Source organism: Streptomyces sp. NPDC048484, assembly GCF_040651415.1.
Classification (GTDB): domain Bacteria; phylum Actinomycetota; class Actinomycetes; order Streptomycetales; family Streptomycetaceae; genus Streptomyces.
The window spans coordinates 1-23,966 of sequence record NZ_JBEZJY010000027.1; the positions used below are offsets into that span (position 1 = coordinate 1).

Annotated in this window: 18 protein-coding genes and 2 pseudogenes; 6 read left to right on the plus strand and 14 right to left on the minus strand. The window is 66.5% G+C overall.

All coding sequences use genetic code 11. From position 1 onward, the window contains the following. Positions 1-86: 86 nt before the first annotated feature. The 14 genes and pseudogenes from AB0D14_RS26155 to AB0D14_RS26220 all read right to left on the minus strand — a co-directional run. Positions 87-764: pseudogene (locus tag AB0D14_RS26155) on the minus strand (ISL3 family transposase); the annotation flags it as partial. A gap of 375 nt (positions 765-1,139) precedes the next feature. After that, entirely contained in the window at positions 1,140-1,742 is a 603-nt protein-coding gene (locus AB0D14_RS26160; protein WP_362783408.1) for a DUF4291 domain-containing protein, read from the minus strand. Then, positions 1,739-2,296, minus strand: a complete 558-nt coding sequence (locus tag AB0D14_RS26165; RefSeq protein WP_362783410.1) for a hypothetical protein — start codon at positions 2,294-2,296, stop codon at positions 1,739-1,741. Before AB0D14_RS26165 ends, AB0D14_RS26160 begins: the two co-directional genes overlap by 4 nt. 11 nt (positions 2,297-2,307) lie before the next feature. Continuing rightward, a complete protein-coding gene (locus AB0D14_RS26170) occupies positions 2,308-6,018 on the minus strand; it encodes a DUF6531 domain-containing protein (RefSeq protein WP_362783413.1) in 3,711 nt (1,236 codons plus the stop codon). A gap of 893 nt (positions 6,019-6,911) precedes the next feature. Next, entirely contained in the window at positions 6,912-7,292 is a 381-nt protein-coding gene (locus AB0D14_RS26175; RefSeq protein ID WP_362783416.1) for a helix-turn-helix domain-containing protein, read from the minus strand. A gap of 72 nt (positions 7,293-7,364) precedes the next feature. Continuing rightward, a pseudogene (locus tag AB0D14_RS26180) lies at positions 7,365-7,571 on the minus strand (IS256 family transposase); the annotation flags it as partial. A 215-nt stretch (positions 7,572-7,786) separates the two neighbouring features. Continuing rightward, entirely contained in the window at positions 7,787-8,644 is an 858-nt protein-coding gene (locus AB0D14_RS26185) for an alpha/beta hydrolase (RefSeq protein WP_362783419.1), read from the minus strand. Positions 8,645-8,730: 86 nt separating this feature from the next. Next, positions 8,731-11,592, minus strand: coding sequence for an amino acid adenylation domain-containing protein (locus tag AB0D14_RS26190; protein ID WP_362783422.1), 2,862 nt, complete (start codon positions 11,590-11,592; stop codon positions 8,731-8,733). A gap of 44 nt (positions 11,593-11,636) precedes the next feature. Beyond that, positions 11,637-12,461: a mycofactocin-coupled SDR family oxidoreductase gene (locus AB0D14_RS26195; RefSeq protein WP_362783424.1), complete on the minus strand. Its 825-nt coding sequence runs from the start codon at positions 12,459-12,461 to the stop codon at positions 11,637-11,639. A gap of 13 nt (positions 12,462-12,474) precedes the next feature. Continuing rightward, a complete protein-coding gene (locus AB0D14_RS26200; RefSeq protein WP_362783427.1) occupies positions 12,475-13,182 on the minus strand; it encodes an alpha/beta fold hydrolase in 708 nt (235 codons plus the stop codon). Between the two features lie 83 nt (positions 13,183-13,265). After that, complete coding sequence (locus AB0D14_RS26205; protein ID WP_362783429.1) at positions 13,266-14,036, minus strand: alpha/beta fold hydrolase; 771 nt, start codon at positions 14,034-14,036, stop codon at positions 13,266-13,268. Beyond that, on the minus strand, positions 14,033-15,421 hold the full coding sequence (locus AB0D14_RS26210) for a condensation domain-containing protein (protein WP_362783431.1): 1,389 nt from the start codon (positions 15,419-15,421) through the stop codon (positions 14,033-14,035). The genes AB0D14_RS26205 and AB0D14_RS26210 overlap by 4 nt, the downstream gene beginning before the upstream one ends. A gap of 6 nt (positions 15,422-15,427) precedes the next feature. Next, positions 15,428-16,660, minus strand: a complete 1,233-nt coding sequence (locus AB0D14_RS26215; protein ID WP_362783434.1) for an MFS transporter — start codon at positions 16,658-16,660, stop codon at positions 15,428-15,430. 81 nt (positions 16,661-16,741) lie between these two features. Then, positions 16,742-18,520 carry a non-ribosomal peptide synthetase gene (locus AB0D14_RS26220; protein WP_362783437.1) on the minus strand — a complete coding sequence of 593 codons (1,779 nt, stop codon included), beginning with the start codon at positions 18,518-18,520 and terminating at the stop codon, positions 16,742-16,744. Positions 18,521-18,971: 451 nt separating this feature from the next. On the opposite strand from AB0D14_RS26220, the gene AB0D14_RS26225 reads away from it, so the two are divergent. Genes AB0D14_RS26225 through AB0D14_RS26250 form a run of 6 tightly spaced genes read left to right on the plus strand, consistent with a single transcriptional unit; the run spans position 18,972 to position 23,954 of the window. Beyond that, positions 18,972-19,181: an MbtH family NRPS accessory protein gene (locus AB0D14_RS26225; protein ID WP_362783440.1), complete on the plus strand. Its 210-nt coding sequence runs from the start codon at positions 18,972-18,974 to the stop codon at positions 19,179-19,181. A gap of 43 nt (positions 19,182-19,224) precedes the next feature. Further along, positions 19,225-19,992 carry an FkbM family methyltransferase gene (locus AB0D14_RS26230; RefSeq protein WP_362783443.1) on the plus strand — a complete coding sequence of 256 codons (768 nt, stop codon included), beginning with the start codon at positions 19,225-19,227 and terminating at the stop codon, positions 19,990-19,992. Positions 19,993-19,995: 3 nt separating this feature from the next. Then, the gene (locus tag AB0D14_RS26235; protein WP_362783446.1) at positions 19,996-21,210 is read left to right on the plus strand and encodes a cytochrome P450; all 1,215 of its coding nucleotides are present in this window, start codon (positions 19,996-19,998) and stop codon (positions 21,208-21,210) included. Further along, positions 21,207-21,449 carry a phosphopantetheine-binding protein gene (locus AB0D14_RS26240; protein ID WP_362783447.1) on the plus strand — a complete coding sequence of 81 codons (243 nt, stop codon included), beginning with the start codon at positions 21,207-21,209 and terminating at the stop codon, positions 21,447-21,449. The genes AB0D14_RS26235 and AB0D14_RS26240 overlap by 4 nt, the downstream gene beginning before the upstream one ends. Then, the gene (locus AB0D14_RS26245; protein WP_362783449.1) at positions 21,446-22,711 is read left to right on the plus strand and encodes a hypothetical protein; all 1,266 of its coding nucleotides are present in this window, start codon (positions 21,446-21,448) and stop codon (positions 22,709-22,711) included. Before AB0D14_RS26240 ends, AB0D14_RS26245 begins: the two co-directional genes overlap by 4 nt. A 28-nt stretch (positions 22,712-22,739) precedes the next feature. After that, positions 22,740-23,954 carry a cytochrome P450 gene (locus tag AB0D14_RS26250; protein WP_362783452.1) on the plus strand — a complete coding sequence of 405 codons (1,215 nt, stop codon included), beginning with the start codon at positions 22,740-22,742 and terminating at the stop codon, positions 23,952-23,954. Positions 23,955-23,966: the final 12 nt, after the last annotated feature.

Here is a 23,966-nt window from a genome sequence, read left to right on the forward strand (position 1 = left end):
TTAGGTAAGCCATTGGACCCAAGAATCTCCCTCCAAATTCATCCCGATTGAATCGGGGATACGACAAGGCGCCTCATGGCGCACTGCCAGCGGTCACTGACCTGTACCGCGTGGGGCAGGGCACGGCGGATGGCCTCGGCGTAGGTGGCCGAGCCGTCGCGGCACACGACCTCGACACCAGGATGTTCGCGCAGCCAGGACTCCAGGGTGGCCCTCTCGCGATCGGGCAGGACCGCGACGCGTCGGCCGGATTCGGCATCCGTGATGATCGTGGCGTAGCGGTGGCGGCGGCGCAGGGCGAAATCGTCCACGCCGATCCCCCGCGGGGCCGCCTGCTGTGGCAGCGGCAGACGTCGCAGATGGCGCAGTGCGGTACTGCGGGACATAGGCACGGCCAGCAGGCCGGCGAGGCGTGCGGTCGCCCGGCCGCACAACTCCCGCGCCACCTGGGATATCTGCCGGGCGAGGCGCACCGTGCGGCGCTGATGGCGCTCCAGCAGTCCGGGAATCGGCTCGCGGAAGGTCTGCCTCCGGCAGCCCAGGACCGGACAGACCAGCCGCCGTACGCGCAGGTGGACGAAGACCTGGCGGCCGTCGACCGGCACGTTCGTCACCGTCCGGCGGTGATATCCGTGGACCTTTGCCGTCGGCGTCCGGCACGCGGGGCACGGCACCGCCGCATCCCGCGTGCGAGCTGTGACCACCACCGCGTCACCACCGTCCACCACGTCCACGACGACCAGCACCGACAGCCCGGAAAACACCGTGCTGACAAGGGAGTTGACATCCATCACAAAATTATGATCAAGGACGGCTACCCGGCGTCACCACCGACTACGGGCCAGAACCGATCACCGTACAGACCCCGCATACGGTAGGGCGCCTCTTGGACGGCAGGCGTCGTTCGGGGCACCGTGGCCTCACGGGCTCTCGCCTCAGCGGTGGCTCCGGGAATCACTTCAAGTGCCGTACGTCTACGTGGGCAGTAGTCGACCCTGTGAAGCTGCTTTGGGTCGTGTTGGCGCGCTCGGACTCTTCCCGGAGCGTCTGGACGCCTCGCCCTATGACAGATCGTCCATCGACACCTCGTCGTCGCTGCGGATGTCGCCTCATCAGATCTGCGGGCGAGTACCGGAGCTTCAGTGCCGCCCGATCCGGTCGATGAGGTGATCGGGAAGCGGGTAAGCCTGTTCCGCGGGGAGGAGTGAGCGAGCCGTGTCGCTGTCGCCCGTGACCACAGCCGCATGTATCTCGTGGACAAGTGGTGTCACGTCCCGGATCGAGGTGATCCAGTCGTCCACGTACCGGTCTACCGCCTCGCCCGACAGGCCGACTTGGATGGCACGGTGGGGCAGCGAATTCAGCTGGAGATCGCGCTCGGGGTCCCACTGGACCCGGACCGGACTGGTCTGAAGCGCCTCCTGCCAAGCGGCTTCGGAGGGGAAGCGCGTGCTGTCGAAGTGACTGAGGCAGGCGTGGGCGAGGGCCCACTCGAAGCCCTCACGGGTGATGTCGATGGCGAGGACCCGCTCCTGGTCGGGCTTGGTCGCCCAGCCGCAGCGGTACACCATCCATAGGAACGACGGCTTGATCCAGGTCATGCGGGTTCGCTTGAAAGGCGTGACGAAAGTGCCTGCTTGCAACACGGGAGCGGCGATCCGTTCCGAGTACGCCTGGTAGACGGTGATGGCCTTCGCGTCGAAGGCCGCTCGGATCTGGTGCGAGGGTGGCGCGTCGTTCACGCGGACTGCTCCCGGGCCCACTGCTCGGACTTGACCACCATAGGATTGGCGACGGAGGCCGCACCGCAGGTGTAAGCGAGCCAGCGCAGCTCCTCCCAGGCGAAGAACGGTTCTCCCCAGGTGTCCAGCCACAAGCGCAGGCGCCGACTGTCGTCGGGGGATCGGGTGAGGTCCCAGAACGCCCAGCCCCTGTTTTCCAGTTCGGGATCGAAACGGGAAAGCCAGTCCTGAATCCTCCACGGCCCGACACTGTTTAGTTCTCTGTGCCGCGCCTGTCCCTCTGCGACGAACGAGTCGACGGCCGCACCGTCCTCGCAGGCGCGGACGAACCATTCGGGGATGGTGTCCACGGGTACCTCGTCCTCGTCGAAGCCGGGCCGCACTGCGAGGTCGAATACGGCCGCAAGGACGTCGCGCAGCCTTCCGGAATAAGCTTCCGGATCGCCGCTCGGGGTCAACTCGACATAGGTGAGTATCGGAGTTCCCAGGTCGATTTCAGGACGACTGGAGACCCGCCCAAGTTCCCGTTCCACGCCTTCGATCTCGTGAATCATATCCCTAACCTTCAGTCAAGATTTTCGACAATTTTACCAGATCCTGGAATGATTACTTTTCGCATTCTGTCGATGACTTCCGCAGGTAATCCGTACAGGTCAGGGCCCATTGAGGGATCGGAAATCTCGGGGTAGTACTTCTTTAGCTGTTTCCATTCCTGCTTGGTGAACCCCAGGCCATCCGGCTGGGCCTGCGGCACCGCATTGTGGCGAATGTCCTCGACGAAGCCCTTCGGTACTTCGAAGGATACGATCTGGCCGCCGTCGCCGCTCCGGAATTCCACCGTATGTTTGATGTCGTCGCTCATATTGACGTAGAGGTGGTTATTTCCAGTGATGGTGACGTTGCCGTTCTCATCCACGTGGACGCGCTTGCTCAGCGGGTGCTCGGTCTGCTTCCGGTACACGGTGACGGTGCACTTGTCCGGCGCGAGGCCCAGATGGTCGGACCAGGTGAGCGGATTGTGGACGTACGTCGCCGGGTTGGGCGCCGGTGTGAGGCCCAGCGGATCGGGCGTCAGGTACCGAGCGCTTTCGGGGTCGTAGGTGCGGAAGACGTTGTAGTGCAGTCCCGACTCGGGGTCGAAGTACTGGCCTGGGAAGCGCAGCGGGGTGTAGGTGGTGGCGTCGCGGTTCCAGGTCGTCTGGCCCCAGAGGGTCGCGCGGATTCGCCAGGCGATGGCCCCCTGCTCGTCGACGAGTTCGGTGGGGGTGCCCACCAGGTCCGTCACGATGGCGAAGAAGCGGCTGTCGATCTCCTCTTGGTCCGCCGAGAGGAGGCGCTCCGTCTGCGCCACCGGGTGCAGGCCCTGGTGGTCCCAAGTGAGGGTGACGGAGGGCGAGTTCTCCTGGAGTGTGGTCGTCTGCTCGCACAGCGCCGAGCCCTCCCAGGTGAAGATGGTTTCTTCCGCGACGTCGCTGTCTGCGGACAGCCGCTGTTTGGCGATGCGGCGCCCCAGCGGGTCGTACAGATATCGCCAGTTGGTGCCGTCGGGCGTAGTCAGGCCGATCAGGCGGTCTTCGGCGTCCCAGGCGAATCGCCAGGTGTCCGGCTTGCGGGACAGCCGGGTCTTCTGGCGTAGCGTTACACGGCCCTGGGCGTCGTACTCGTAGCGCACGCCTCCCGCCGACACGAGCCGGTTCCGTTCGTACGTGCGTTGCCCGGTGGCGACTGCGGCGTCGGAGTGGAAGTCGGGCCAGGTGGCCTCGGTCTGGTTTCCGGAGTCGTCGTAGGCGTAGATCTCCTCCCAGCCGGGGGCGGTCACTGCGGTGACCCGGCCGACAGCGTCCAGGATGAAGTCGTGGCGGCCGTCGCCTGTGTCGATCGCGGCAAGGTAGCCGTCGGGCCGGTAGTGGTAGCCCCGCCGCCGCATGGCGTGCCCGTCCGGTCCGGTGAGCAACTGCTCGACAGGGCGGCCCAGTTCGTCTCGGCCGTACGACAGGGTCGCGTTCGAGCCGAAGGTGCGGAGGCGTTCCTGTCCCGCGTCGTCGTGGCGGAACGTGATCGTCCGTCCCGACGTCGTCAGCCGGTCCGGGTTCCCCGCCGGGTCGTAACTCCACTCGCTCACCGCGCCGGTGGGCGTCGTGCGGCGCGTGGTGCGACCCAGTTCATCCTGCTCGAAGGACAGCTTGCGGCCGTTGACGGTTTCCGACCGCAGGAGCCCTGACCGGTCGCGCAGCCGGGCCAGGGTCGCGTCCGGGCTGCTTGCGCTCGTCAGCTCGTCGAATGTGTCGTACTCGTACGTCGTCACCGCCCCGCCCGCATCCTTGTGGGCAAGCTGACCGGTGGTGGTGTAGGCGTAGTGCACCGACTGGCCGACCGCGTTGGTGCGGGTCGTCAACTGGCCCGCCGTGTCGTACCCGTACTGCAGTGTCCTGCCGTCGAAGTCCGTCTCGGAAACGAGTTGGCCACCGGGATCGTAGGTGTACGTCCAGGTGAGTCCGCGTGGATCGGTGACCTGGCGAAGCCGCAACTCGATGTCGTGGTCGAACTCGTACCGGGCGCCGTCCGGCTCCGTCCGTGCCGTCAACCGGTCGAAGGCGCCGTACTCGTACACCGAGCGCCCGCCGTCAGGAGCGGTGTGGCTGAGCACGTTCCCTTCGCCGTCGTAAGTCCACGCGTGCGCGCTGCCGTCGGGGTCCGTCCGGTGCAGCAGACGCCCCTCCACGCTCCATGCCAGGCGGGTGGAACGACCCAGCGGGTCGGTGATGGAGGTGGGCTGTCCGAAGGCGTCGTACGTGTGCCGCGTGACACCCCCCGAGGGAGCGACGGACTCCACGGCGAGCCCGGCAGAGTCGCACCGGACACGGGTGGTGCGGCCCGCAGGGTCGGTCGTCGAAGCCGGATGGCCCAGGGCGTCGTAGGTGAACCGCGTCGTGCCGGAGGGGCCGGTCACCGCGGTGAGGTTACCCCGCTCGTCGTACTCCCGGCGCACCCTCGAACCGTCGGGCTTGGTCACCAGGACCGGCAGACCGAGATCGTTGTACTCCATGGTGGTGCGCCGGCCGTCCGGACGGGTGACCGAAGTGACCTGGCCGTGTTCGTCGTACTCGATCCCGGTCGTTCGCCCCAGGGGATCGATGCGGCGGATCAGACGATTGAACCGGTCCCGCTCGAAGTACGTCGTCGCGTTGTTCGCGTCGGTCTCGGAGACGACGTGCGCTCGGGCGTCGATGGTGTAGCGCCTGAGGTGACCGAGGCCGCTGACGACGGTGGTCGCCCCCTTCTCGTACCGAAAACGGGAGTTGATGTGCCCATCGCTTCCGGACTGGGCTACACAGCGGTCCTGCTCGTCGTAGGTGTAGTCGAAACGACGACCGTTCGTGTCGGTCCACGAGACGATGCGCCCGCTCCCGTCGTAGCCGAACTGGAGGGGCCGACCGGAGGAGTTGACGACCTCGGTGAGGTCTCCGTCGTCATACCCGTAGTCCAGAATCCGTGTTCCGTCCGCGAGGGAGAGCGAGGTGACTCTGCCCTCGGCGGTCGCGATCCGGACCTCGTAGCCGCCGCTGTGCCGGATGCCCGTAGGAGTGCCGTCGGCGTCGTGGTCGTAGACGATCCATGCGCCGTTGCGGTCGTCCACCCGGACGAGGCGGCCGTCATGGGCGAAGTGCCGAACGTGGCCCGACTCGGGGTCGGTGACGGTGAAGGCCTCCGACGAGAACACGAGTGGCCAACGTCTGCCGCGGGTGGGCAGCACCGGAACGTCCGGTGCCGGGTGAGGGTAGGCAAGGAGGCTGCCGTCCCCGTCCACGAAAATCACGCCCGTCGTGTCGATCTCCAGGCGCTGGTCGAGAGTGCTCGACCAAGAGGCCCCGAACCAGCGCCCGGCCCGGAACGACGACTCGAAGGTACGGGTGAATACCAGCGGCATGGAGCCTGGCAGGACCAGGTCCGTCTGAGGCAGGACCATGCGCCCGGTAGCGACGTCGACCGGGTCGTCGACGCACACCTTGTCCTTCTCGACACGGGCGGCAGCATCTGGGTGCCTGTCGACCGCCTTGCGGGCCCCGTTCTCCGCGCTCTCCTTCAGCGCGTCCTTCGCTGCGGTTTTCAGCCCCATACGCACCCCGGTGCGGGCGAGGCCGGCGCCTTTGGTGCCGATGAGTTCGGGGATGAGGCGGCCGGTGAATTCGGAGGGGTCCTTCTTGAAGCCGTCCACGGCGGCGGTCACGATCCGCTCCGGGTGCGCGGCGGTCGACACCAGCCCGGAGAGCGTCATGGAGACGTTCTGCGCGTACTCGGCGGGGTGGGTGAGGTTGTAGGGGTCGGTGGGGTTTACGCAGCATGATCGCTCACGGTCTCGTAATGTGTAGGTCTCGGGTTCGAATCCCGAAGGCGGCTCTGAGGAACCCCAGGACTCACTCGCCGTGACCTGGGGTTTCTTGTTTCTGCTGACCTTGTAATCCGGGTCAATCGGACACATGCGGTCTACGCATCGCAATGCGTAGGTCCAAGGTGCAGATTCTGTAGTGATGTCCAGGAGTCTGGCCCCTGAGCTGGGCTTTTGTCGTCACGGCGGCGTTAGTTGATGAGCTGTCAAGGATCAGGTGCGGCCAAGGTGCGGCCACGCGTGCAGCAACAGTGCTGGTACGGCCATCAGGAGCCATCGTTCTGGGCTCAGTGCTGACAGGTGTCTTGTAGGCACTCGACAACCAGGTTGAGAGTCGAATCCTGCCAAACAGGCGCCGCAGCCGACAGTGATCGCCGATCTGGGTGCGGCGGTCGCCATGCCCGGGTTGAGGCGACTTGCGGCACTACATCTGGACCAGCCGAGGCAGTCTCCGTTGGGTGTGGCTCTCGGTAGGGTCGGGGGGTGAAAATGGAACGCCACTTACGGCGCCAGTCCCCCGAGCCTCGCGCTGAGGGACGAGCATCGGGCAGGCCATGAGGTCACGCGCCTGCGTGCAGCCCGCCCCGGCCAGTTCATGCGGCCAGTTCGCAGGCGCTTGGACAGCTCGCGGGGGATCACTTTCCAGCGGGTGGTGTAGACCGACCGGTAGATCGTCTCGTGGCTGATCTTCATCCCCGGGTCGTCACCATGATGCCGACGCAAGTGGCCGACGATCTGTGCCGGCGACCACTCCTCCCTCAGCGGAAGCAGCACCGTCTCCCTCAGCGCGGGCCTGCGGGCAAGCAGGCACTGCTCGGCCGCCGAGCGCGGTCAAGTGCCCGTTCCTGCGCAGCGATCGCCCGGTAGACGTCGCGTCCGCCGTTGTTGCTGACTTCACGACTGATCGTCGACACCGCACGGCCCAGCAGGCCAGCGATCGCGCGGTAGGAATCGCCGGCACAAAGCCCGCGTGAGATCTCCTTGCGGTCGCCCATGGTCAAGCGTCCAGCGCGCGCCTTACGGGCCACGGGAGCGATTCCTCCGTGGTGCTTGAGGACGGTGAACACCGAGCCGGGCGGCTTGCCGATCTGTCTCGAGATGACGCTGATCGACTCACCGGACCTCCACCGCAGCCACAGGTCGGCCTTCATCTCGTCCGACATCCCCGGCCGACCCAGTCTCGCCACGTATACCGTCCCCAACCAGCGCTGTTGCTCTTACCGGTTGAACCTAAGGGTAACCACGGTGCGGGGCCGGTGGTGGCCGTTGCGGACCACCAGACGGCGCCCACGCTCGTCGGCCTCGGCCGCCAACTCGGCTATGTACTGGTTGACTTCCGCCTCCAGCGCCGCGGCCAGCATGCGGCGGGCGCCCTCGCGCACGATCTCGTCGATCAGGGAGCCGTCTCGCGCGGCGTCGTCGTCATTCACTACGGTGAGCACAGGCGTGCCTTCCCGACCGGCGCTCGCAACGCCGGCCTACTCGGTGACCATCAAAGGATCATTCGGGAAGGTACGCCCTTCGCGTGCCCTCCGGAACTGATCCACAGGTACTGAGCATTGCTCGACCTGGTGTGTTCACAGGGAGCATCAGTAGAGACACATACGGCGTCCCGGGCACCCGGGTTGTCGACCAGGTACCCACAGCCTCACGTTCGCTAAGCAGCCCCGCCGCTCTTGAGGTGGTCATGGATCGCCTCAGCGAGAACGGAAGGGTCGTCAAGCCAGGGGAAGTGACCTCCCGACGGTTGAACGAACGATTTCCCGTGGGGGAATACGGCTGCAAGCCGTTCGCCGGTGCTCGGTGTGGGGAAGGGGTCCAGCTCACCGGTGATCACCAGTACGGGAACGGGCAGCTGCCGCAGAGCCGTGCGCAGGGATTCAGCGTCGAAGTTGAATCCCTCGTAGAAGCCTTCGGCCGCGGCGAGGCTGATCTGCTCCGGTTCGCTCTCCGCATGCGTCCGCGCCGCGTCGTCCCAACGGCCGTAGTAGAAGGGAGCCGCAGGCACTCGGTAGGGCAGGGTTTCCGCCATGGTGTTGGAGCCGACCCAGCCGTCGATCGCCTGGCGGGCCTGCGGGTACCACTCTTCGTCTGTCCGCAGCAACAACGCTTCGTGGAAGTCCTTGACGTCGATGCCCACGAGACGGCTACTGGGAGCGACAAGGATGAGATGAGAGATCCGGCGAGGATAGCGCAGAGCATAGAGCATCGCGGTGTTGGCGGCGGATGAATGCGCGAGCAGAACGGGGCGCTCGTAGTCGAGGTGCCTCATCAATGCCTCGACATCGTGGACCGACGCGGCGGCACGATAGGTCGCGGGGTCGTCCGGGGTGGCGGATTGACCGGTGCCACGGTTGTCCAGGCGGATGACGGTGCTGCCGGGGAGGCCGGCAGTGATTCCGGAGAGATAGGCGGACGCTCGTCCGGGACCTCCCGCCAGACAGACGATCGGTGGCCCCTCCCCGGATATGTGGTATGTGAGTTCGAGGCCGTCGAAAGACGGGAACGTGGGCACGCGCGCGGCTCCTTCCGGTTGTTCCTGCTTCCCGCATGGTGCTACTTCCCTCGGAACCTCAGGCCCCGGTCTTCAGGTATCTACGATCAATGGGAGGTTTCCGTGAGCTGCTGCACCAGTGAAATGAACTGGCGGGCCGTCGAGTTCCTGTAGAGCTCCCTGGGTGAGACCTTGGGCAGCCCTTCGGCGCGGAGCGCGCCAAGGGCTTGGACCACCATGAGCGAATTGCCGCCCAACTTAAAGAAGTTGTCATCCAGTCCGACCTCGGTCTTCAGGAGGGCGCTCCAGACGCGAATGACGGTTGCGGCCGGGTCGGCAGGGGCGACCCGAGCCGTCTGGGGTGCCACTTCCGCGGAAACCGCCGATAGGCGAGTGGCGGCAGCGCGAGGATCAGGCAGCCTGGTCGTGTCGAGCTTGCCGTTGATGGTCAGAGGGATCTCGGTGAGCCTCGTCAAGGTGGACGGGACCATGTAGTCAGGCAGCACGGCTCGGAGGCGGGCTTGCACCGCGTCCAGGTCCAATGTGTCGTCCTCTGCGGCAACATAGCCGTCGAGCCGCCTGCTCGCCGGGTTCGCCGGGTCGTCCTGACGCAGGACCACAGCCGCTGCGGAAACGCCACCGAAGTCGATCAACGCGGCCCGGATTTCGTCCAGTTCGATGCGGTAGCCGCGCACCTTGACCTGGTTGTCCAAGCGGCCCAGGTGGTCGAAGCTGCCGTCGGGCCGCATCCGCCCCTGATCTCCACTTCGGTAGATGAGTCCGCCCGTGACAGGGTCGTGCACGAAACGCTCGGCGGTGAGGTCGGGCTTGCCCAGATAGCGGTCGGCCACTCCCGCGCCCCCTACGCAGAGTTCGCCGACCGCCCCCGGGGGGAGGAGCCGGCCGTGCGTGTCGCGGACGGACATGTGCCAACCGGGCAGAGGTCTGCCGACCGAACGGGAGCCGGAGGCGACGTCCTTCGGTGTCACGGTGTGGGAGGTGACATGCACCGTGGTCTCAGTGATCCCGAACATGTTCACGAGCCGGCAGTGCGCGGGCGAACGGCGTGCGTACCAGGCTCCCAGCATCCCGGTGTCGAGCGGTTCACCGCCAAGGACGATCAGCCGGAGCGCCGTATCGCGTTCGTGCAACCTGCCCGTGTGGAGGAGCTGGGAGAATGCCGAGGGCGTCTGGTTCAGCACCGTGACCCGCTCGGTGAGAACAAGCTCGCAGAATTCGTCGGTGTCCCGTGTCACCCAGTACGGCACCACTACCAGACGTCCACCGGTGAGCAGGCATCCCCACATTTCCCAGACCGAGAAGTCGAAGGCGCTTGAGTGGAAGAGGGTCCAAGTGTCGTCCGGGCCGAGTCGGAGATCAGCTGTCGTAGCCTCCACCAGGGCAATGACGTTGCGGTGCGGCACGACGACGCCCTTGGGTCGCCCCGTCGAACCCGAGGTGTAGATCACGTACGCCGTGCCCGCCCCGCTGTCGGCCGAGGGCTCAAGCTCGGGCGACGGCGCGGCAGTGCCTCGTTCGGCCACATCGGCGGGGCTCACCACCACCGCTCCGTCCGATGCGGGAAACGTGTCCAGCGTCGTGACGACCACGCACAGGCCCGCGTCCGCAGTTGTGTATCGCAGCCGTTCGACCGGGTGCCGGGTATCCATCGGGACGTAGGCGGCACCGGCCTTCAGGACGGCCAGCAGAACCACGACGAGGTCCGCGTCGCGTTCGAGGCACACACCCACCAGGTCCCCGGGAGCGACTCCCAGGTCTCGGAGTCCGGCCGCGCAGATCTCGGCACGGCTGTCGAGCTCCTGGTAGGTCAGCTGGGTGGAGCCGGCCGTCAAGCACGTGGCATGAGGCGACGTCCTTGCGATCTCCGCGAAGCGCTGGTGAATCGCCCTGTCTGACGAGGGCGCCGTGATGCCCAGTCCCCCCAGGGCGAGGATGTCGCGTGCGGTATCACCGGTCAGGGGGTCCACCTCAGTGAGCAGCCGCCGCCCTGTCCCGGAGCTCAGCTGCGCGGCGACCCCGGCCAGATAGGAGCAGAACTGTTCGGCGATGGTGCGGGAGACGGCTGCCTCTTCGAACCGGCAGATGGCGTCCAGCGTTCCGTCAGCCCGTTCGGTGACGCGGAGGGTGAGGGGGAACAGCGGCCCCAGTGTGGGCTCGTACTCTTCTCTGCCCTCCTTCGTGTGGATGATGCCCACACTCGGCAGAGGTTCGTGAGCCGTTCGCTCCTCGGGGCGGGCTGCGGCGCGGGCGAGCAGGTCGGACACGACGTGACGGCCCTCATACGTCGTGACGGTGATGACGCGCGGCTCCGGATGTTCGGCGGGATCCAGGGTGCCGAGCCGGACGGTCTCCTCTCCGCTGTACCGAGCCACGGTCAGCGCCGTGGCCCCGGTGAAGGACGTCCTGTCGATTGCGCTCTCCAGCGCGAGGTGCAGAGAGGTCCAGTCGGTCGGGCATGCGTCGTGGTGGTCGGGGAGTCCCCACGTGGGCCGAAGTGTGTCTCCTCGGCCGGAGCCAGGGGCAGGTTCCGGGAGCGTGTCGCAGGTCAGGACCGCACCGGAGGCGGGGCCTTCGGACGTCAGCAGAGATGTCAGCACGGCGGCGGCCCGGCGCAGGCTCGGAAGCGGTACGCGGGAACGGTCCGCCACCAGCATGAGATCGTGCGCGTCGTCGTAGCGCAGCAGCACCGCACGCAGCGGAGCGACTCCTGCACGGATCGGACGCGCCGCCTCAGCAGCTCGTCTGCGCTGCGCCTCGGGTGCCGACACCCGCGCGTGCACGCGGGTGGTCCAGAGCTTCGTCCCGCCGTACACGGCCTGCATATCGGCTTCGGCGAGCCGTTCGCGTGCGCGCTCGGCGTCGAAGCCGTAAGCGAGCCTGACAGCGAGGCTGTGGCATGCCGCACCCGGCAGAATCGGCACGGTATCCGTGGTCGCGCGTATGGTCATGAATAGCCCTCCGCCGGTGCAAAGGTGAGTGGGAGTGAGTACCGTCAGCGAGCCGTGAAGCCGCCGTCGACCGTGAGAACGGTGCCGGTGACCTGGCGGGATTCGTCGCTCGCGAGCCACAGGGCGGCATGGGAGACATCGGCGGGGTCGATCAGGGCGTTCATGGGCTGATCACGAACGAAGATCGTTTCATGTTCCGCCACGGACACATCCAGCGACCGTGCGATCTCGGAGAGCATGCGGCCCTCTAGCGCCGGGTCGTCGTGCACCGATCCCGGGCAGAGGGCGTTCACGCGAACCTGCGCGGGCGCGTAGTCCAGTGCCGCGGCCTTGGTCAGGCCGATCAGTCCGTGTTTGGCCGCGACGTATCCGGCGAAGCGCCGGTACCCGACCAGGCCTGCGGTGGAGGAGACGTTGACGATGCTGCCCGAACGCTGCCCGGCCATATGGGGAAGTGTCGCCTTCATCATGCGCCAGGCGCCGGAGAGATCGATGTCGATCATAAGCGACCACTCCGGCTCGGTGATGTCCTCCATGAGCTTTCCCGAAGGTGCGGCTATGCCCGCGTTGTTGACAAGGATATCCAGGCGTCCGAAGCGTTCCAGGGCGGCGGCGACACCGGCCTGACAGTCGTCCTGGCTGCGCACGTCGGCCGTGACGGCGACGGTGCAGGCACCGGCGCGTTCGCATTCCTGAGCCGTGAAGTCCAGTTGAGCCAGCGAACCGAGGAGGTACGGGACACCGTCGATGTCCCGTCCGATGTCGAGAAGCACCAGATCGGCGCCCTCCGCGGCGAATCTCAGGGCGCAGTCGCGTCCCAGACCGCGTGCTGCGCCGGTGATCAGCGCTGTCTTGCCCGTGAGTCTCATGGTGTCGTCCCCCTCAGGGCCGTGTGCTGGACAGGACGCGCAGCAGCGGATCAGGGCTCTCGGCCAGGTACATGTGGCTGCCAGGGAGTTCCTGGTAGGTGAAGGCGCCTCGGGTCCAGGTTGCCCATTCACGCGACTGCCGAGCGGACACCAGGAGGTCGTCGGCGCCGCGCAGCGCGGTGATCGGCGCGGCCAGCGGTTCGCCGTCGACCGGCCGGTAGTTCTCGTGCATGGCGACGTCGGCGCGCAGAACGGGCAGGAGGATTTCCCGCAGTTCTGGCACGTCGAACGCCTCGTGACGGTACCCGGCGAACCCGTGGACACGGGCGAGGAATTCCTCGTCGTCGAGACCGGTGGCCCGCTCGGTGCGGCCACCCCGCGGCCCGGGGGACCCGCTCACGTAGAGGTGGCTCAGGCGGCCGGGGTGTGATCGTTCGATGGCCCGCGCCATCTCGTACGCGACCACCGCGCCCAGGCTGTGCCCGAACAGAATCAGGGGCGCGTCGGGATCGGCTTCGTCGAGTACGTCAGGGACGAGGGCTGCCCCGGCCGATTGGACGTCGTCGAAGGGCTCCTCTCCGAACAGTTCCTCCCGCCCGGGAAACTGAACGGCCAGGACGCGGGCCTGACCGCCGAAGGGAACCGGCGGCCAGGCGCGGTAGAACGAGGCTCCGCTGCCGGCGAAGGGGAGACAAACGAGAGTGAAAGGCTGGTTCGTCATGGTCCTGGAGTTGTTGTGGAGCGACCCGAACGGTCAGCTCGGATGGTCGGGTGTCAGCCGTGGGATCGAATACGCACGACCGCTCACACCGCGATCTGCCGCCGGATACGGGCGGTCACCGGCGCCATGTGATCGTTGACGTAGAAGTGGCCGCCTTCCAGAAGGTGCACCTCGCCGGGGCCCGTCGTCAGTTCCTCCCACCGCGCGACATCCGCTGGGACGACGGCGGTATCGGCGGTGCCGCCGAAGGCCACGACGGGACAGTCCAGCGTGCGGTGCTGTTCCCCGTAGCGGTACGACAGCGAGATCCGGCGGTCGGCGCGCAGCGTTTCGAGGACCAGTTCCATGAGTTCGGGGTGTTCGAAGGCTTCCGGATCCATTCCGCCGCGGTCCACCAGGGCCTCGATGAGTTCCGCGTCGGTCGGTTCGCCGTCCGGGACAAGGACGTCACGCCGGATGTGCGAGGCGGGGGCGGCCGAGGGGAAGAAGGCTCTGACCGGCCGGCCCATGCGTGCCAGGCGCCAGCACACCTCAAAGCCGAGCATGGCGCCGAGACTGTGGCCGAAGACATGGAGCTCCTCCTCCGCTGCGAGGGCTTCGGCTACCGGGTCGGCGAGCTCGGCCATCGAGAGGGCGGCGCGCTCCGCGAAGCGGGGGCCGCGACCGGGATACTGCACGGCGACGACCCGCACATCGTCGGGGAACCACCGGGCCCACTTGGCATATCCCTGGGCCAGCCCGCCGGCGTGCGGCAGGATGGCCAGTGTTACGCGCGGTGCCACTGCGGTCGGCCGTGGTTCCCACAACCACTTGTTCAGGTCCTGGCCGAGGGCATCGGCGTTCGCCTTGCTCATGAAGATCCCTTCTTCTCATGAGATGCGTTGCGCGACTGCCTGTCGGCGGGAAACAGCGGAGAGTCCGGCTCACCCGCGAACAGGACCGGCATCGCAACCAGGTCTTCGGCCATCGCCCGCAGCGCGGACTCGCCCACCCGCTCGGGGTCGAAGTAGAAACGTCCCGTGAAGCAGCTTTCGGACAGCTCGACCATCAGAGTGAGGTCGAACCGGGCCGGCGGGACGAAGAGCCAGGGGTCCGCGGTCACCACGGCCCCGTGCACCGCTCCCGGGTTCTGCGGCCGTTCCTCCACGGAGAACGCCACGTTGCACAGCGCCGGTGCGGCGGACTCACCTCGGGCCGGAGCCGCGGAGCGGACCACGTGCTGGAACGGGATGTCCTTGTGGAGCAGGGCCTGCACCGTGACGTCACTGACCTGTTCCACGAACTGTCCGGCGGTGGCGGCGAGTTCCGCGTCGAGGCGGATCAGCAACGTGTTGTCGAAGGGCCCGATGACGGCCTCGAACTCCTTTGCGGGGCGTTCGGTGACCGGCGTGCCGATGATGAGGTCCTGAGCGCCGGTGCGGCGTGCCAGCGACGCGGCGAACGAGGCCAGCAGCACCATGAACGGGGTGGCCCCCAGGTCGGCGCAGGCCCGCGTGGTGGCCTGCACGGCCTCGGGCGAGAAACTGAACTCGACCATCCCCGGGGAGGGTTCGTCAGGGAAGGCGGGACGCAGGTCCGGTGCGGAGACGTGCACCGGTGCGGGCGGATCGAAAAGCCGTTGTGTCCAGTAGTTCAGCTGTTCAGCCGCGTCGGCGCTGTCGAGCCAGTCACGCTGCAGCCGGGCGAAGTCGCCGTAAGCGGCAGACGGCTCGGGTAGAGCCGGGTCCTTCCCGGAGGCGTAGGCGTCATAGAGGTGCCAGAGTTCCCGGGTCAGGATGGGGCCGGACAGTCCGTCGAAGGCGCCGTGGTGGACGACGACCAGCACGATATGGACCGCCCCCGGCAGATTCACGACCTGCAGGCGCAGCAAGGGCCCCATGTTCAGATCGAACGGCCCTATCGCCGCCTCGTGCAGAAGCCTGTCCAGTGCACGGCCTCGACCGTCTGCTTCGGCTCGTTCCACGTCGACCCGGACGTCCTCCGGCGGTGTCAGTCTCCCCGAGGGCACGCCCATAGTGTCCTCGAAGCGTGTGCGCAGGGCTCCGTGGCGTCGCGTCACCGACTGCGCCGCCCTGTGCAGAGCGTCGTCGTCGAGCGCCCCTGTGAGCCGGAAGCACAAGGGGACGTTGTAGCTGCCCTCCGGGGCCAGCTGGTCCACTACCCAAAGACGTTCCTGCGTTGCAGACAGAGCAACCGGATCACCGGTGTCAGGCATGTCTCTCTCCAAGGTTCGGCGCATCGTGACTCAGCCTGGGGCCGAGCCCAACCCCGTGCGGTTGTTGCGCAGCGGGCCCGAGGCCAGTCCCAGCAGTCCGACGGCGACGATCACGGCAGCGCAGACGGTGAGGGTGGTGACCGCACTGCTGAATCCGGCGAGGTTGCCCAGCACGTTGTTCATGAGCAGCAGGGCGAGGCTCTGGACGAGAACGAGCACCGCCTGGATGCGCGAAAGGTGACTGTCGGGTGTCACCGCGAGGACCAGGGGCATGATGTGTGCGGCGAAGAGGCCGTTGCCGATACCTACACCGAAGCTGGCCACGAGCACGGCTCCAGCACCGGGTGAGAGCGCAATGCCCAGGACACCGGCACCGGCCACGATGAGACCGCATGCGGCCAGGAGCCCGGGGCGGCCCAGCGCTCCGCGGCGCAGGACCAAGAGCGTGACGGCTACCATACCGACCCCTTGCGCCCCGATCGCCAGGCCGACGGCACTCGCGTCCCAGTGCTGCTCTCGCGCCAGGAGCGGGAGCAGCAGGAGGAGGACGGGCAACAGGAAGCCTGCGGCAGCACCGGTCATCATCAGCGCCGGACGCAGGACCGGATGGGCGAAGGCGACGCTCACACCGTCCCAGGCCTCCTTGACCAGATGACCGCTCCTCGGCGCCGGGGGTGGCTCGTACTGAGGTCGGACCACGATCAGTACCACCAGGACGAGCGCGAAGGTGACGGCGTTCACCAGAGCAGCCCCCGCCAGCCCGGCCAGGCCTACCAGTAGGCCACCCAGCGGCCCGCCTCCCATGTTGACAACCTGACCGCCTACCTGGCGCAAGGAGAGCGCACGGGGTAACTGCTCCTTGCATACCAGGCGTCGGGGCATAGAGCCGGAGGCTGGAAGGTAGAACGCGTCGGCGATGCCGACCACAAGGCCGGCCACAATGAGCACGGAGGGCGAGGCCCCGAGGTGATAGGCGACAGCAGCCAGGATGAGGGAGAAGGCCAGCATCGCCGCGTCACCTGCGATCAGGACGCGACGCGCGCTGAACCGGTCGCTGACGGCACCGCCGATGAGGAGCAGCAGCACTCGTGGCAGGGTGATGGCGCTCAGGGCCAGTCCCGCGACCGCACCGCCACTCGCGCTCGCTGCCCAGCCGATCGCGAAGTAGAAGACCGCGTCCCCGGTGACCGAGGCCAGAATGCCGGCCAGCCACAGGTAGTAGGAACCCGGCAGCCGCGCACCCCTGGTGCCTGCAGTCGACACGGTCGTCGAAGAGCCGGAGGGGCTTGGGTGGCGAGTTGAGATGAGAGGCTCCTGGGCTGAGGTCGGGGTGTCGGCGGAGGATCAGGCGTCGGCCGGCTGGGCGGCGATCAGTTCGTCGAGCTCGGCTGAAAGCGCTTTGACGGTGCGGGAGGCGAACAGCTGGCGCATCGTCAGGCGCACGCCGAGGCGGTCGCGGAGCACGGCGACGACACGCGTGGCGATCAGTGAATGGCCGCCGAGCTCGAAGAAGTCCGCGTCAGCGCTTTCGACCGGTGCATCAAGCACGGCGGCCCAGACCTCGGCAACAAGTTTCTGCGTCGGCGTGTTGAGGCCAGCCGCCGGCATCTTCTGGTCGGCCTCCTGGACCAGCCGCGCCAGCTGGGTCGGATCGGCCTTGCCTGCGACGGTCTGTGGTATGAGGTCCAGACACAGGATCCGAGACGGCACCAGATGTTCGGGCAGTTCTGCCTGAAGTGCGGCCCGTACCGCTTCGGGGTCCAGCACTCTACCGGCCTCGGGGATCACAGCCAAGGCAAGCACGGAGCCGCTGGCCACAGACGCGGCGAAGGCCACGGCGGTCCGCACGTTGGGCAATGCCCGCGCGGCACTCTCAACCTCGCCGGGCTCCACGCGAAAACCCCGGATCTTGAGCTGGCCGTCGACCCGCCCGACGTATTCGAGTGCTCCGTCGGGACGGCTGCGCACGAGGTCGCCGGTGCGATACATCCGCTCGCCGTCTCCCGACGGGTCGGGAGAGAAGCGCGCGGCTGTGAGGCCAGGCTGATTCAGATAGCCGCGCCCTACACCGGCACCGGAGATGAACAGTTCACCGACCTCCCCGGACGGAACCGGACGCAGCCGTTCGTCCAGGACCTGAACGCGGTAGTTGGGCAGTGGGTGGCCAATGGTGGACGGGTCGTCTCCAGCGTCGCTGTCCGCCCATGTCGCGCAGATCGTCGTCTCGGTCGGTCCGTAGGCGTTGATGAACCGCCGTCCGCTCGCCCAGCGGGCCGCGAGGTCGGGCGCGCATGCCTCACCCGCAGAGACCACGACCCGCAGGCCCGCCTCCGGTGCCGGTGGTTCGTTGACGGCGAGAAGGGAGGGAGTGGCCGTTATAAAGGCCACCTCGCCACGAAGGAGCGAGCCGCCCTCGTCCCGCGGGTCCGAGAGCACGACGCCCCGCCCATTCACCAGAGGGATGAGCGTGGACCAGAGCCAGCCGTCGAAGGAGGGGGCCAGTACATTGCCGCCCTCGAGGCCTTCGTCCGGCGCCAGGGTGTCTACGGCAGTGAGTAGGTTGGTGATGTTTCCGTAGGTGATAACGACACCCTTGGGAGCACCCGTCGTGCCCGAGGTGTAGACGATGTAGGCCATGGAATGCAGGGACAGCGGGCCGGGCGGAACGGCTGACGGCGATGCGCCGGCGACTGCCGGGTCGATATGTGCGACCTGGCTGTCCGCGAATGCAGCCTTGTCGCGGGACACGACCGCTGCGACGCCGGCGTCCTGGGCCAGGGTGGACAGTCGAGCGTCCGGATGACCAGGGTCGAGCGCTACGAACGTGGCGCCTGCGCGCCACGTGCCGATGAGCGTGGCCACCAGATCGCGCGACCGGTCGAGATGCGCCCCCACGGCCATCTCCGGGCCCACACCCAGGCGCAGCAGTTCGGCGGCGATCGCGTCCGCCCGCTCGTTCAGCTCCCCGAACGTGTAGGTGCCGTCATACGCACGCACAGCCACGGTTCCAGGAGTCCTGCAAGCGTGTACGGCGACTGCTGCTGCGGGATTGAAGGGATCTCCGGCTGTTGTTTGTCCATCGCCACACGCTCTGATATCCACGACATCCTGCTGTGCAGTCATTGCCTGAAACCCACTTCCGTCACTCAGTGAAGGGAACCTTTTCGCAAGCGCTCAACTGTGCTTCTCCTGTGCGCGAGAGATGTCGAGAAAGTCCAGTTAGTGGCGGAGCGTGCAAGGCGCGTAGTTGATACGAACTCCGGTAGCTGTCCTGAAAGGCGTGAGCGCTGGATCGGTTCGCAGTGCATCACCTGCACCGCGTAAAATCAAGAGTGGGCTTCCTGGCACCTGGCTCATAATGTTTGGCCGAAAACCGAGGGTGGACTTCCTGTCGCCTGACTCATATCGTTTGGCCAATGCATCGATGCCAGGTAAGCGCTCACTCCCGTATGCGGTGAATAGTGATTGCAGTGCGTTCTCGTCGAGCTCGACTTCGTTGCGAGAGCGGCCGCCGACGCCGTCTGGAGTCCATTCTGGATCCGCATGTTCCTCTCCTCAGCCAATGGAGCGACTCATGGCCGACGTCACCACTCTCGCCTGGACCGTTCTCGTCAACTCGGAGCAACAGTACGGGCTGTACCCCACCGACCTGCCGATTCCCAAGGGGTGGCGAGATACCGGGTATGCCGGCACGGAAGAGGAGTGCATGCGTCACGTGGACGCCGCCTGGACGGACATGAGGCCACTGAGTCTTCGAGGAGCACTCGGCCCTTCCGTGGTCTAAGGGGTTTGCCAGTCCAGGGTATTTCCATGGAAGGGGCGCGGTCATGCAAGCGATGAAACTCCCCAACGGGCTGACGGTGAGCCATATCAACCCAGGGGAGACCGCCCTGCTGTACCGGGACATATTTGTCGAACGCTGCTACATGCAGCACGCGGTATCGCTCAGGCCCGGGGATACGGTAATCGACGTCGGCGCAAACATTGGCATGGCCTCGTTGTTTTTTCATCTGGAATGCCAGGGGCTGATCTTTCACGGCTTCGAGCCAGCACCCGTTCCTTATGCGGCGCTGCAGGAGAACTTTTCCCTGCACGGCATCCAGGGGTTCACGACACCCTGCGCGCTCTCCGATCATTCGGGTGCCGCCACCTTGACCTATTACCCGGATTCGACGTCGATGTCGGGCTTCCACGCCGACCCGGAGGCCGAGTCGGCCCTGATGCGCACATTCCTGACGCGCAGCGGGTTCGACGACGAGGACGTCGACGACATGGTCAGCGGCCGGCACGTGATGCAGGCCGTCGAATGTCCGGTGCGAACCCTGTCCGAGGTGATCGCCGAGCGCGGCATCAGCTCGATCGATCTACTGAAGATCGACGTCGAGAAGAGCGAGCTGGAGGTGCTGCGCGGCCTGGCGGACGAGGACTGGCCGAAGGTCCGCCAAGTCGTCGCCGAAGTCCACGACATCGACGGTGCGCTCGAACGGTTCACCTCACTGCTGCAGAAACACGGGTTCACGGTCGCTCTCGAACAGGACGCGCTGTTGGCCGGTACCGAAATCTACGAGGCCTTCGCTGTCCGGAAGGAAGCCTGAGCTGTGTCCGACATCATCGACGTCGCGGACCCCAGCCTCTACGAGTCCGGCGATCCGATCGCCGTTTGGGCACAACTGCGTGCCACGACACCTGTCGTCTGGACCGAGCACCCACCCCGCCTCGGATTCTGGTCCGTCACGTCGTACGAGCCAGCCCTCCAGGTCTACCGCGACACCACGGCTTTCACCTCCGAGCTGGGCATGCGGGTCGACTCCGACCCCACCGCGGTCAAGGCGGCGGCCGGCAAGATGCTGATTGTCAGCGACCCACCCGTCCACTCTCGCCTGCGCAAGCTGATGAACTCGGCATTCGTGCCCCGGGTGGTGGCCACGCTCGAGGAATCCATGCGCAGGGTGATCGAGCCCCTGGTGGAGCAGGCGCTGGAGAAAGACAGGGTCGACTTCGTCGGAGAGATCGCCGCCGTCCTGCCCGCGGCGATCATCTGCGACATCATGAACGTGCCGCAGGCGGAACGCTCGACGATGATCGAGCTGACCAGCCAGGCGTTCGGCGCGTCTGTAGGAACCTCCAGCGGCTGCCCCATGGACCAGCTGCGGAAAACCGAAGCCCACGCGGAGATCTTCCTCTACTACACGGATCTCGTGGAAGAGCGCCGACGTAATCCCGGAGACGATGTGGTCAGCGCGCTGATCCGGGGCGACATGGGCGGACGCAAGCTCACCAACGAGGAAGTCCTGCTCAATTGTGACGGACTCGTCACCGGCGCGAACGAGACGACCCGTCACGGCTCGTCCGCCGGACTGATCGCGCTCATCGAGAACCCGGAGGAGTGGCGGCGTCTGAAGGCGGGCGAGGTCGATATCGAGTCCGCAGTCGACGAAGTGCTCCGCTACACCAGTCCCGCCCTGCACGTTATGCGCGTGGCCACGCAGGACGTGGAGCTCGGCGGGCAGCACGTTCGTGCCGGCGAAGCCGTGGTGCTGTGGAACGCCTCGGCGAACCGAGACGAAAGCGTCTTCCCGGACCCGGACCGATTCGACCTCGGACGTACACCCAACCGACACCTCACATTCGGGATAGGGCCGCACTTCTGCCTGGGAGCGCCTCTGGCACGGGTCGAGCTGAAGGTGCTGCTGCGGGTGCTGGCGGAACGGGTGGGCCGTATGGAGATCACCGGCCCGGTGGAACGTATGAGGTCCAATTTCATGTGGGGTATCGACCGTCTACCGGTTGCCCTGTCGAGGGAGACACGTTGACCGACGAAACCGTCAGCCGCACCCTGGAACACGTAGCCGTCGCATGGGCGGCGATCCTGGACGGAGCCGTCCCGGCCGAGACCGATAACTTCTTCCAGGCGGGCGGCACCAGCCTGAAGGCGCTGCGCCTCTGCGCACGCCTCAGTAGCTCTCTCGACCGCAAGGTGCCGGTGAAGCTGTTGCTCAAGAACAGCACCTTCGGCGCATTCGTGAGCGCTCTGGAGACCGCGGACGCATGAAGAAGCTGATCGTCGTCTATGACAAGGGCGCGGTGAACCCGCTCGACGCCTACGCCGGGTTGTCCGCCATCGCGCAGCCTGTGTTTGCCGTGGCATCGTCGGAACACGGTGAGCGGGCCCTCAACGTGGTGGAGAGGCTGGGCGAGTCCGTCGTTCTCGGGTCCTCGGTGAGCCGGTCCGCGGATCGCCTGCGGAGGTTCACACCCGCCGGCATCGTGACGTTCAGCGAGGACATGGTGGAGGCCACCGCCGAACTCGCGAGGCACCTGGGTCTTTCCTACCATCAGGAACCGACCCTGGGACGCCTCAAGGACAAGCATCTGCAACGGCTGCGCCTGCGTGAAAGCGGTGTGGACGCGACCGTGAGCCGTCGCATCCAGACCCGCGCCGATGTCGCCGCGGCGATGGCGGAATTCGACGCGCCGGTCATCCTGAAGCCGGCGCGAGGCGGGGCGAGTCGGGATACGCATGTGGTCACTCATCCGGATCGGGGTGCGCAGATCGTCGACGCGCTCCTCGACAGGCATCTCCCGGCGGGACTGGTCATCGAAGAGCTGCTGGTCGGTCGTCGGATGCCGGCCGGGGTCGGGGACTACATCTCGATCGAGAGTGCCGTCGTGGACGGGCGCGTCACCCACCTGGCGGTGACCGGTAAGTTCGCCCTCGCGGCGCCGTTCCGAGAGGTCGGACAGTTCTGGCCCGCCTTGCTGGACGAGGACGTCCGGCGCGCGTCGTTGGACCTTGCGACCGCCGGCCTTACCGCGTTGGACGTGCGTCAGGGTGTGACGCACACCGAGATAAAACTGACACACGACGGACCGCGCATCATCGAGATCAACGGTCGGCTCGGCGGCCACATCCACGAACTGGCGCGACGCACCGGCGTCCCCTCGCCGATCGGGATCGCGGGGACCATCGCGCTCGGAGAGGACCCGGCACCGTCGATGTTCAGTCCCCCTCCCGGGGTGTTCTGGCAGTACAACACGCCGGCCCCGCGGCGGCCGGCCCGGTTGACGGCGAACGCCCACGCGGCCACGGTCACCGCTCTTGAGGGCGTCTCGCACTACACGCCCTACTACCAGAAGGGCGATGCACTGGATTTTGGCGTCATGACCAATCCGCTCGATGTCATCTCCGGGTACGCAAAGACCCATGAGGAGATGCTGGAGCAGGTCGACAGACTCCTCGACCACGTCGTCTATCGACTTGATATGGACGGCACGGAATCCGCCGTGGCAGCGCGGGATTTGGTGGACAGATGAAGAGCCACGCAGATACGGCGGGAGCGCCATGACCTTCACCACGCCCGTAGAGCCGACAGCGGACCTCGCCGATCCGGGATCTCACACGGGTACAGCCGCGCACGACCACCTCCGGCAGCTCCGGCGGCATGACCCGGTGGCGTGGCAGCCTGCTCGCGACGGCGTTGCGGGATTCTGGAACGTGACCCGATACGCCGACGTCGTGCAGGTGTGCAGATCTGCCGACGTGTTCGCGTCCGGCCGGGGAAACGTCCTGAACACGCTCCTCGCGGGCGGCGATACGGCAGCCCAGCAGATGCTCGCGGTCTCGGACGGTCCGCGCCACGCCGCAATTCGCAAGCTGCTGTGGAAGGCCCTCACGCCCGAGGCCCTGAGCCGGACGGCCGACCGCGTCCGGGTCAACACCCGCGACCTGATCCGTCGCGCGGTCGCCGCCGGGTCGTGCGAGTTCGCGCATGACGTGGCGGCCCATATCCCGCTCATGGCCATCTGCGATCTGTTCGGCATCCCCGCATCGGACCGGGCGTTCATCCTGCGTCACGCGAGTTCGGCCCTCAGTTCGGATACCGAGGAGCACATGGCCGAAAAATCCATGCGTTCCAAGAGCGAAATCCTGCTCTACTTCACCCGCTTCGTCGCCGACTGCTCCCGTCAGCCGTCGTCCTCAAGGTCTCCGCTGATGGATGTGCTGATCGACGGGACTGCCGACGGCCGGAATCTGCGGTCTGAGGAGATTATCTACAATTGCTACAGTCTGATCCTCGGTGGAGATGAGACGACGCGACTCGCCATGATCAGCGGGGTTCTGGAGCTCGCCCGCCGTCCCGATCAATGGACGTTGTTGAAGTCGGGGACGCCCATCGACGCGGCGGTCAACGAAGTGCTCCGATGGAGCACTCCGGTCATGCACGTGGGACGCACGGCCAGCGCGTCGGCGACGCTGGGCGCGCGTGAGATAGCCAAGGACGACCTTGTCATCGCCTGGCTGTCATCGGCCAATTTCGATGAGGCCGAGTTCAGCGATCCTGAGAGCTTCGACGTGACGCGGGCGCCCAACCGCCACGTGACGTTGTCCCATGGTCCGCACTTCTGTATCGGCGCCTATCTGGCGAAGATCGAGGTGGCGGCCCTGCTGCGGACAATGCGAGAGGAAGTGCGCGAGCTGGAACCAGCCGGCGAACCGCTCCCCATTTACTCGAACCTGCTGAGTGGGTATTCGAATCTTCCCCTGCGGATGCGGTGACGAAGGATGGAA

Bases quoted from the DNA above. Each gene is read 5' to 3' on its own strand.
- AB0D14_RS26165 (WP_362783410.1), bottom strand. From the start codon at position 2,296: ATGATTCACGAGATCGAAGGCGTGGAACGGGAACTTGGGCGGGTCTCC.
- AB0D14_RS26170 (WP_362783413.1), bottom strand. From the start codon at position 6,018: ATGACGCTCTCCGGGCTGGTGTCGACCGCCGCGCACCCGGAGCGGATC.
- AB0D14_RS26175 (WP_362783416.1), bottom strand. From the start codon at position 7,292: ATGTCGGACGAGATGAAGGCCGACCTGTGGCTGCGGTGGAGGTCCGGT.
- AB0D14_RS26190 (WP_362783422.1), bottom strand. From the start codon at position 11,592: ATGACCATACGCGCGACCACGGATACCGTGCCGATTCTGCCGGGTGCG.
- AB0D14_RS26195 (WP_362783424.1), bottom strand. From the start codon at position 12,461: ATGAGACTCACGGGCAAGACAGCGCTGATCACCGGCGCAGCACGCGGT.
- AB0D14_RS26200 (WP_362783427.1), bottom strand. From the start codon at position 13,182: ATGACGAACCAGCCTTTCACTCTCGTTTGTCTCCCCTTCGCCGGCAGC.
- AB0D14_RS26205 (WP_362783429.1), bottom strand. From the start codon at position 14,036: ATGAGCAAGGCGAACGCCGATGCCCTCGGCCAGGACCTGAACAAGTGG.
- AB0D14_RS26210 (WP_362783431.1), bottom strand. From the start codon at position 15,421: ATGCGCCGAACCTTGGAGAGAGACATGCCTGACACCGGTGATCCGGTT.
- AB0D14_RS26220 (WP_362783437.1), bottom strand. From the start codon at position 18,520: ATGACTGCACAGCAGGATGTCGTGGATATCAGAGCGTGTGGCGATGGA.
- AB0D14_RS26225 (WP_362783440.1), top strand. From the start codon at position 18,972: ATGGCCGACGTCACCACTCTCGCCTGGACCGTTCTCGTCAACTCGGAG.
- AB0D14_RS26230 (WP_362783443.1), top strand. From the start codon at position 19,225: ATGCAAGCGATGAAACTCCCCAACGGGCTGACGGTGAGCCATATCAAC.
- AB0D14_RS26245 (WP_362783449.1), top strand. From the start codon at position 21,446: ATGAAGAAGCTGATCGTCGTCTATGACAAGGGCGCGGTGAACCCGCTC.
- AB0D14_RS26250 (WP_362783452.1), top strand. From the start codon at position 22,740: ATGACCTTCACCACGCCCGTAGAGCCGACAGCGGACCTCGCCGATCCG.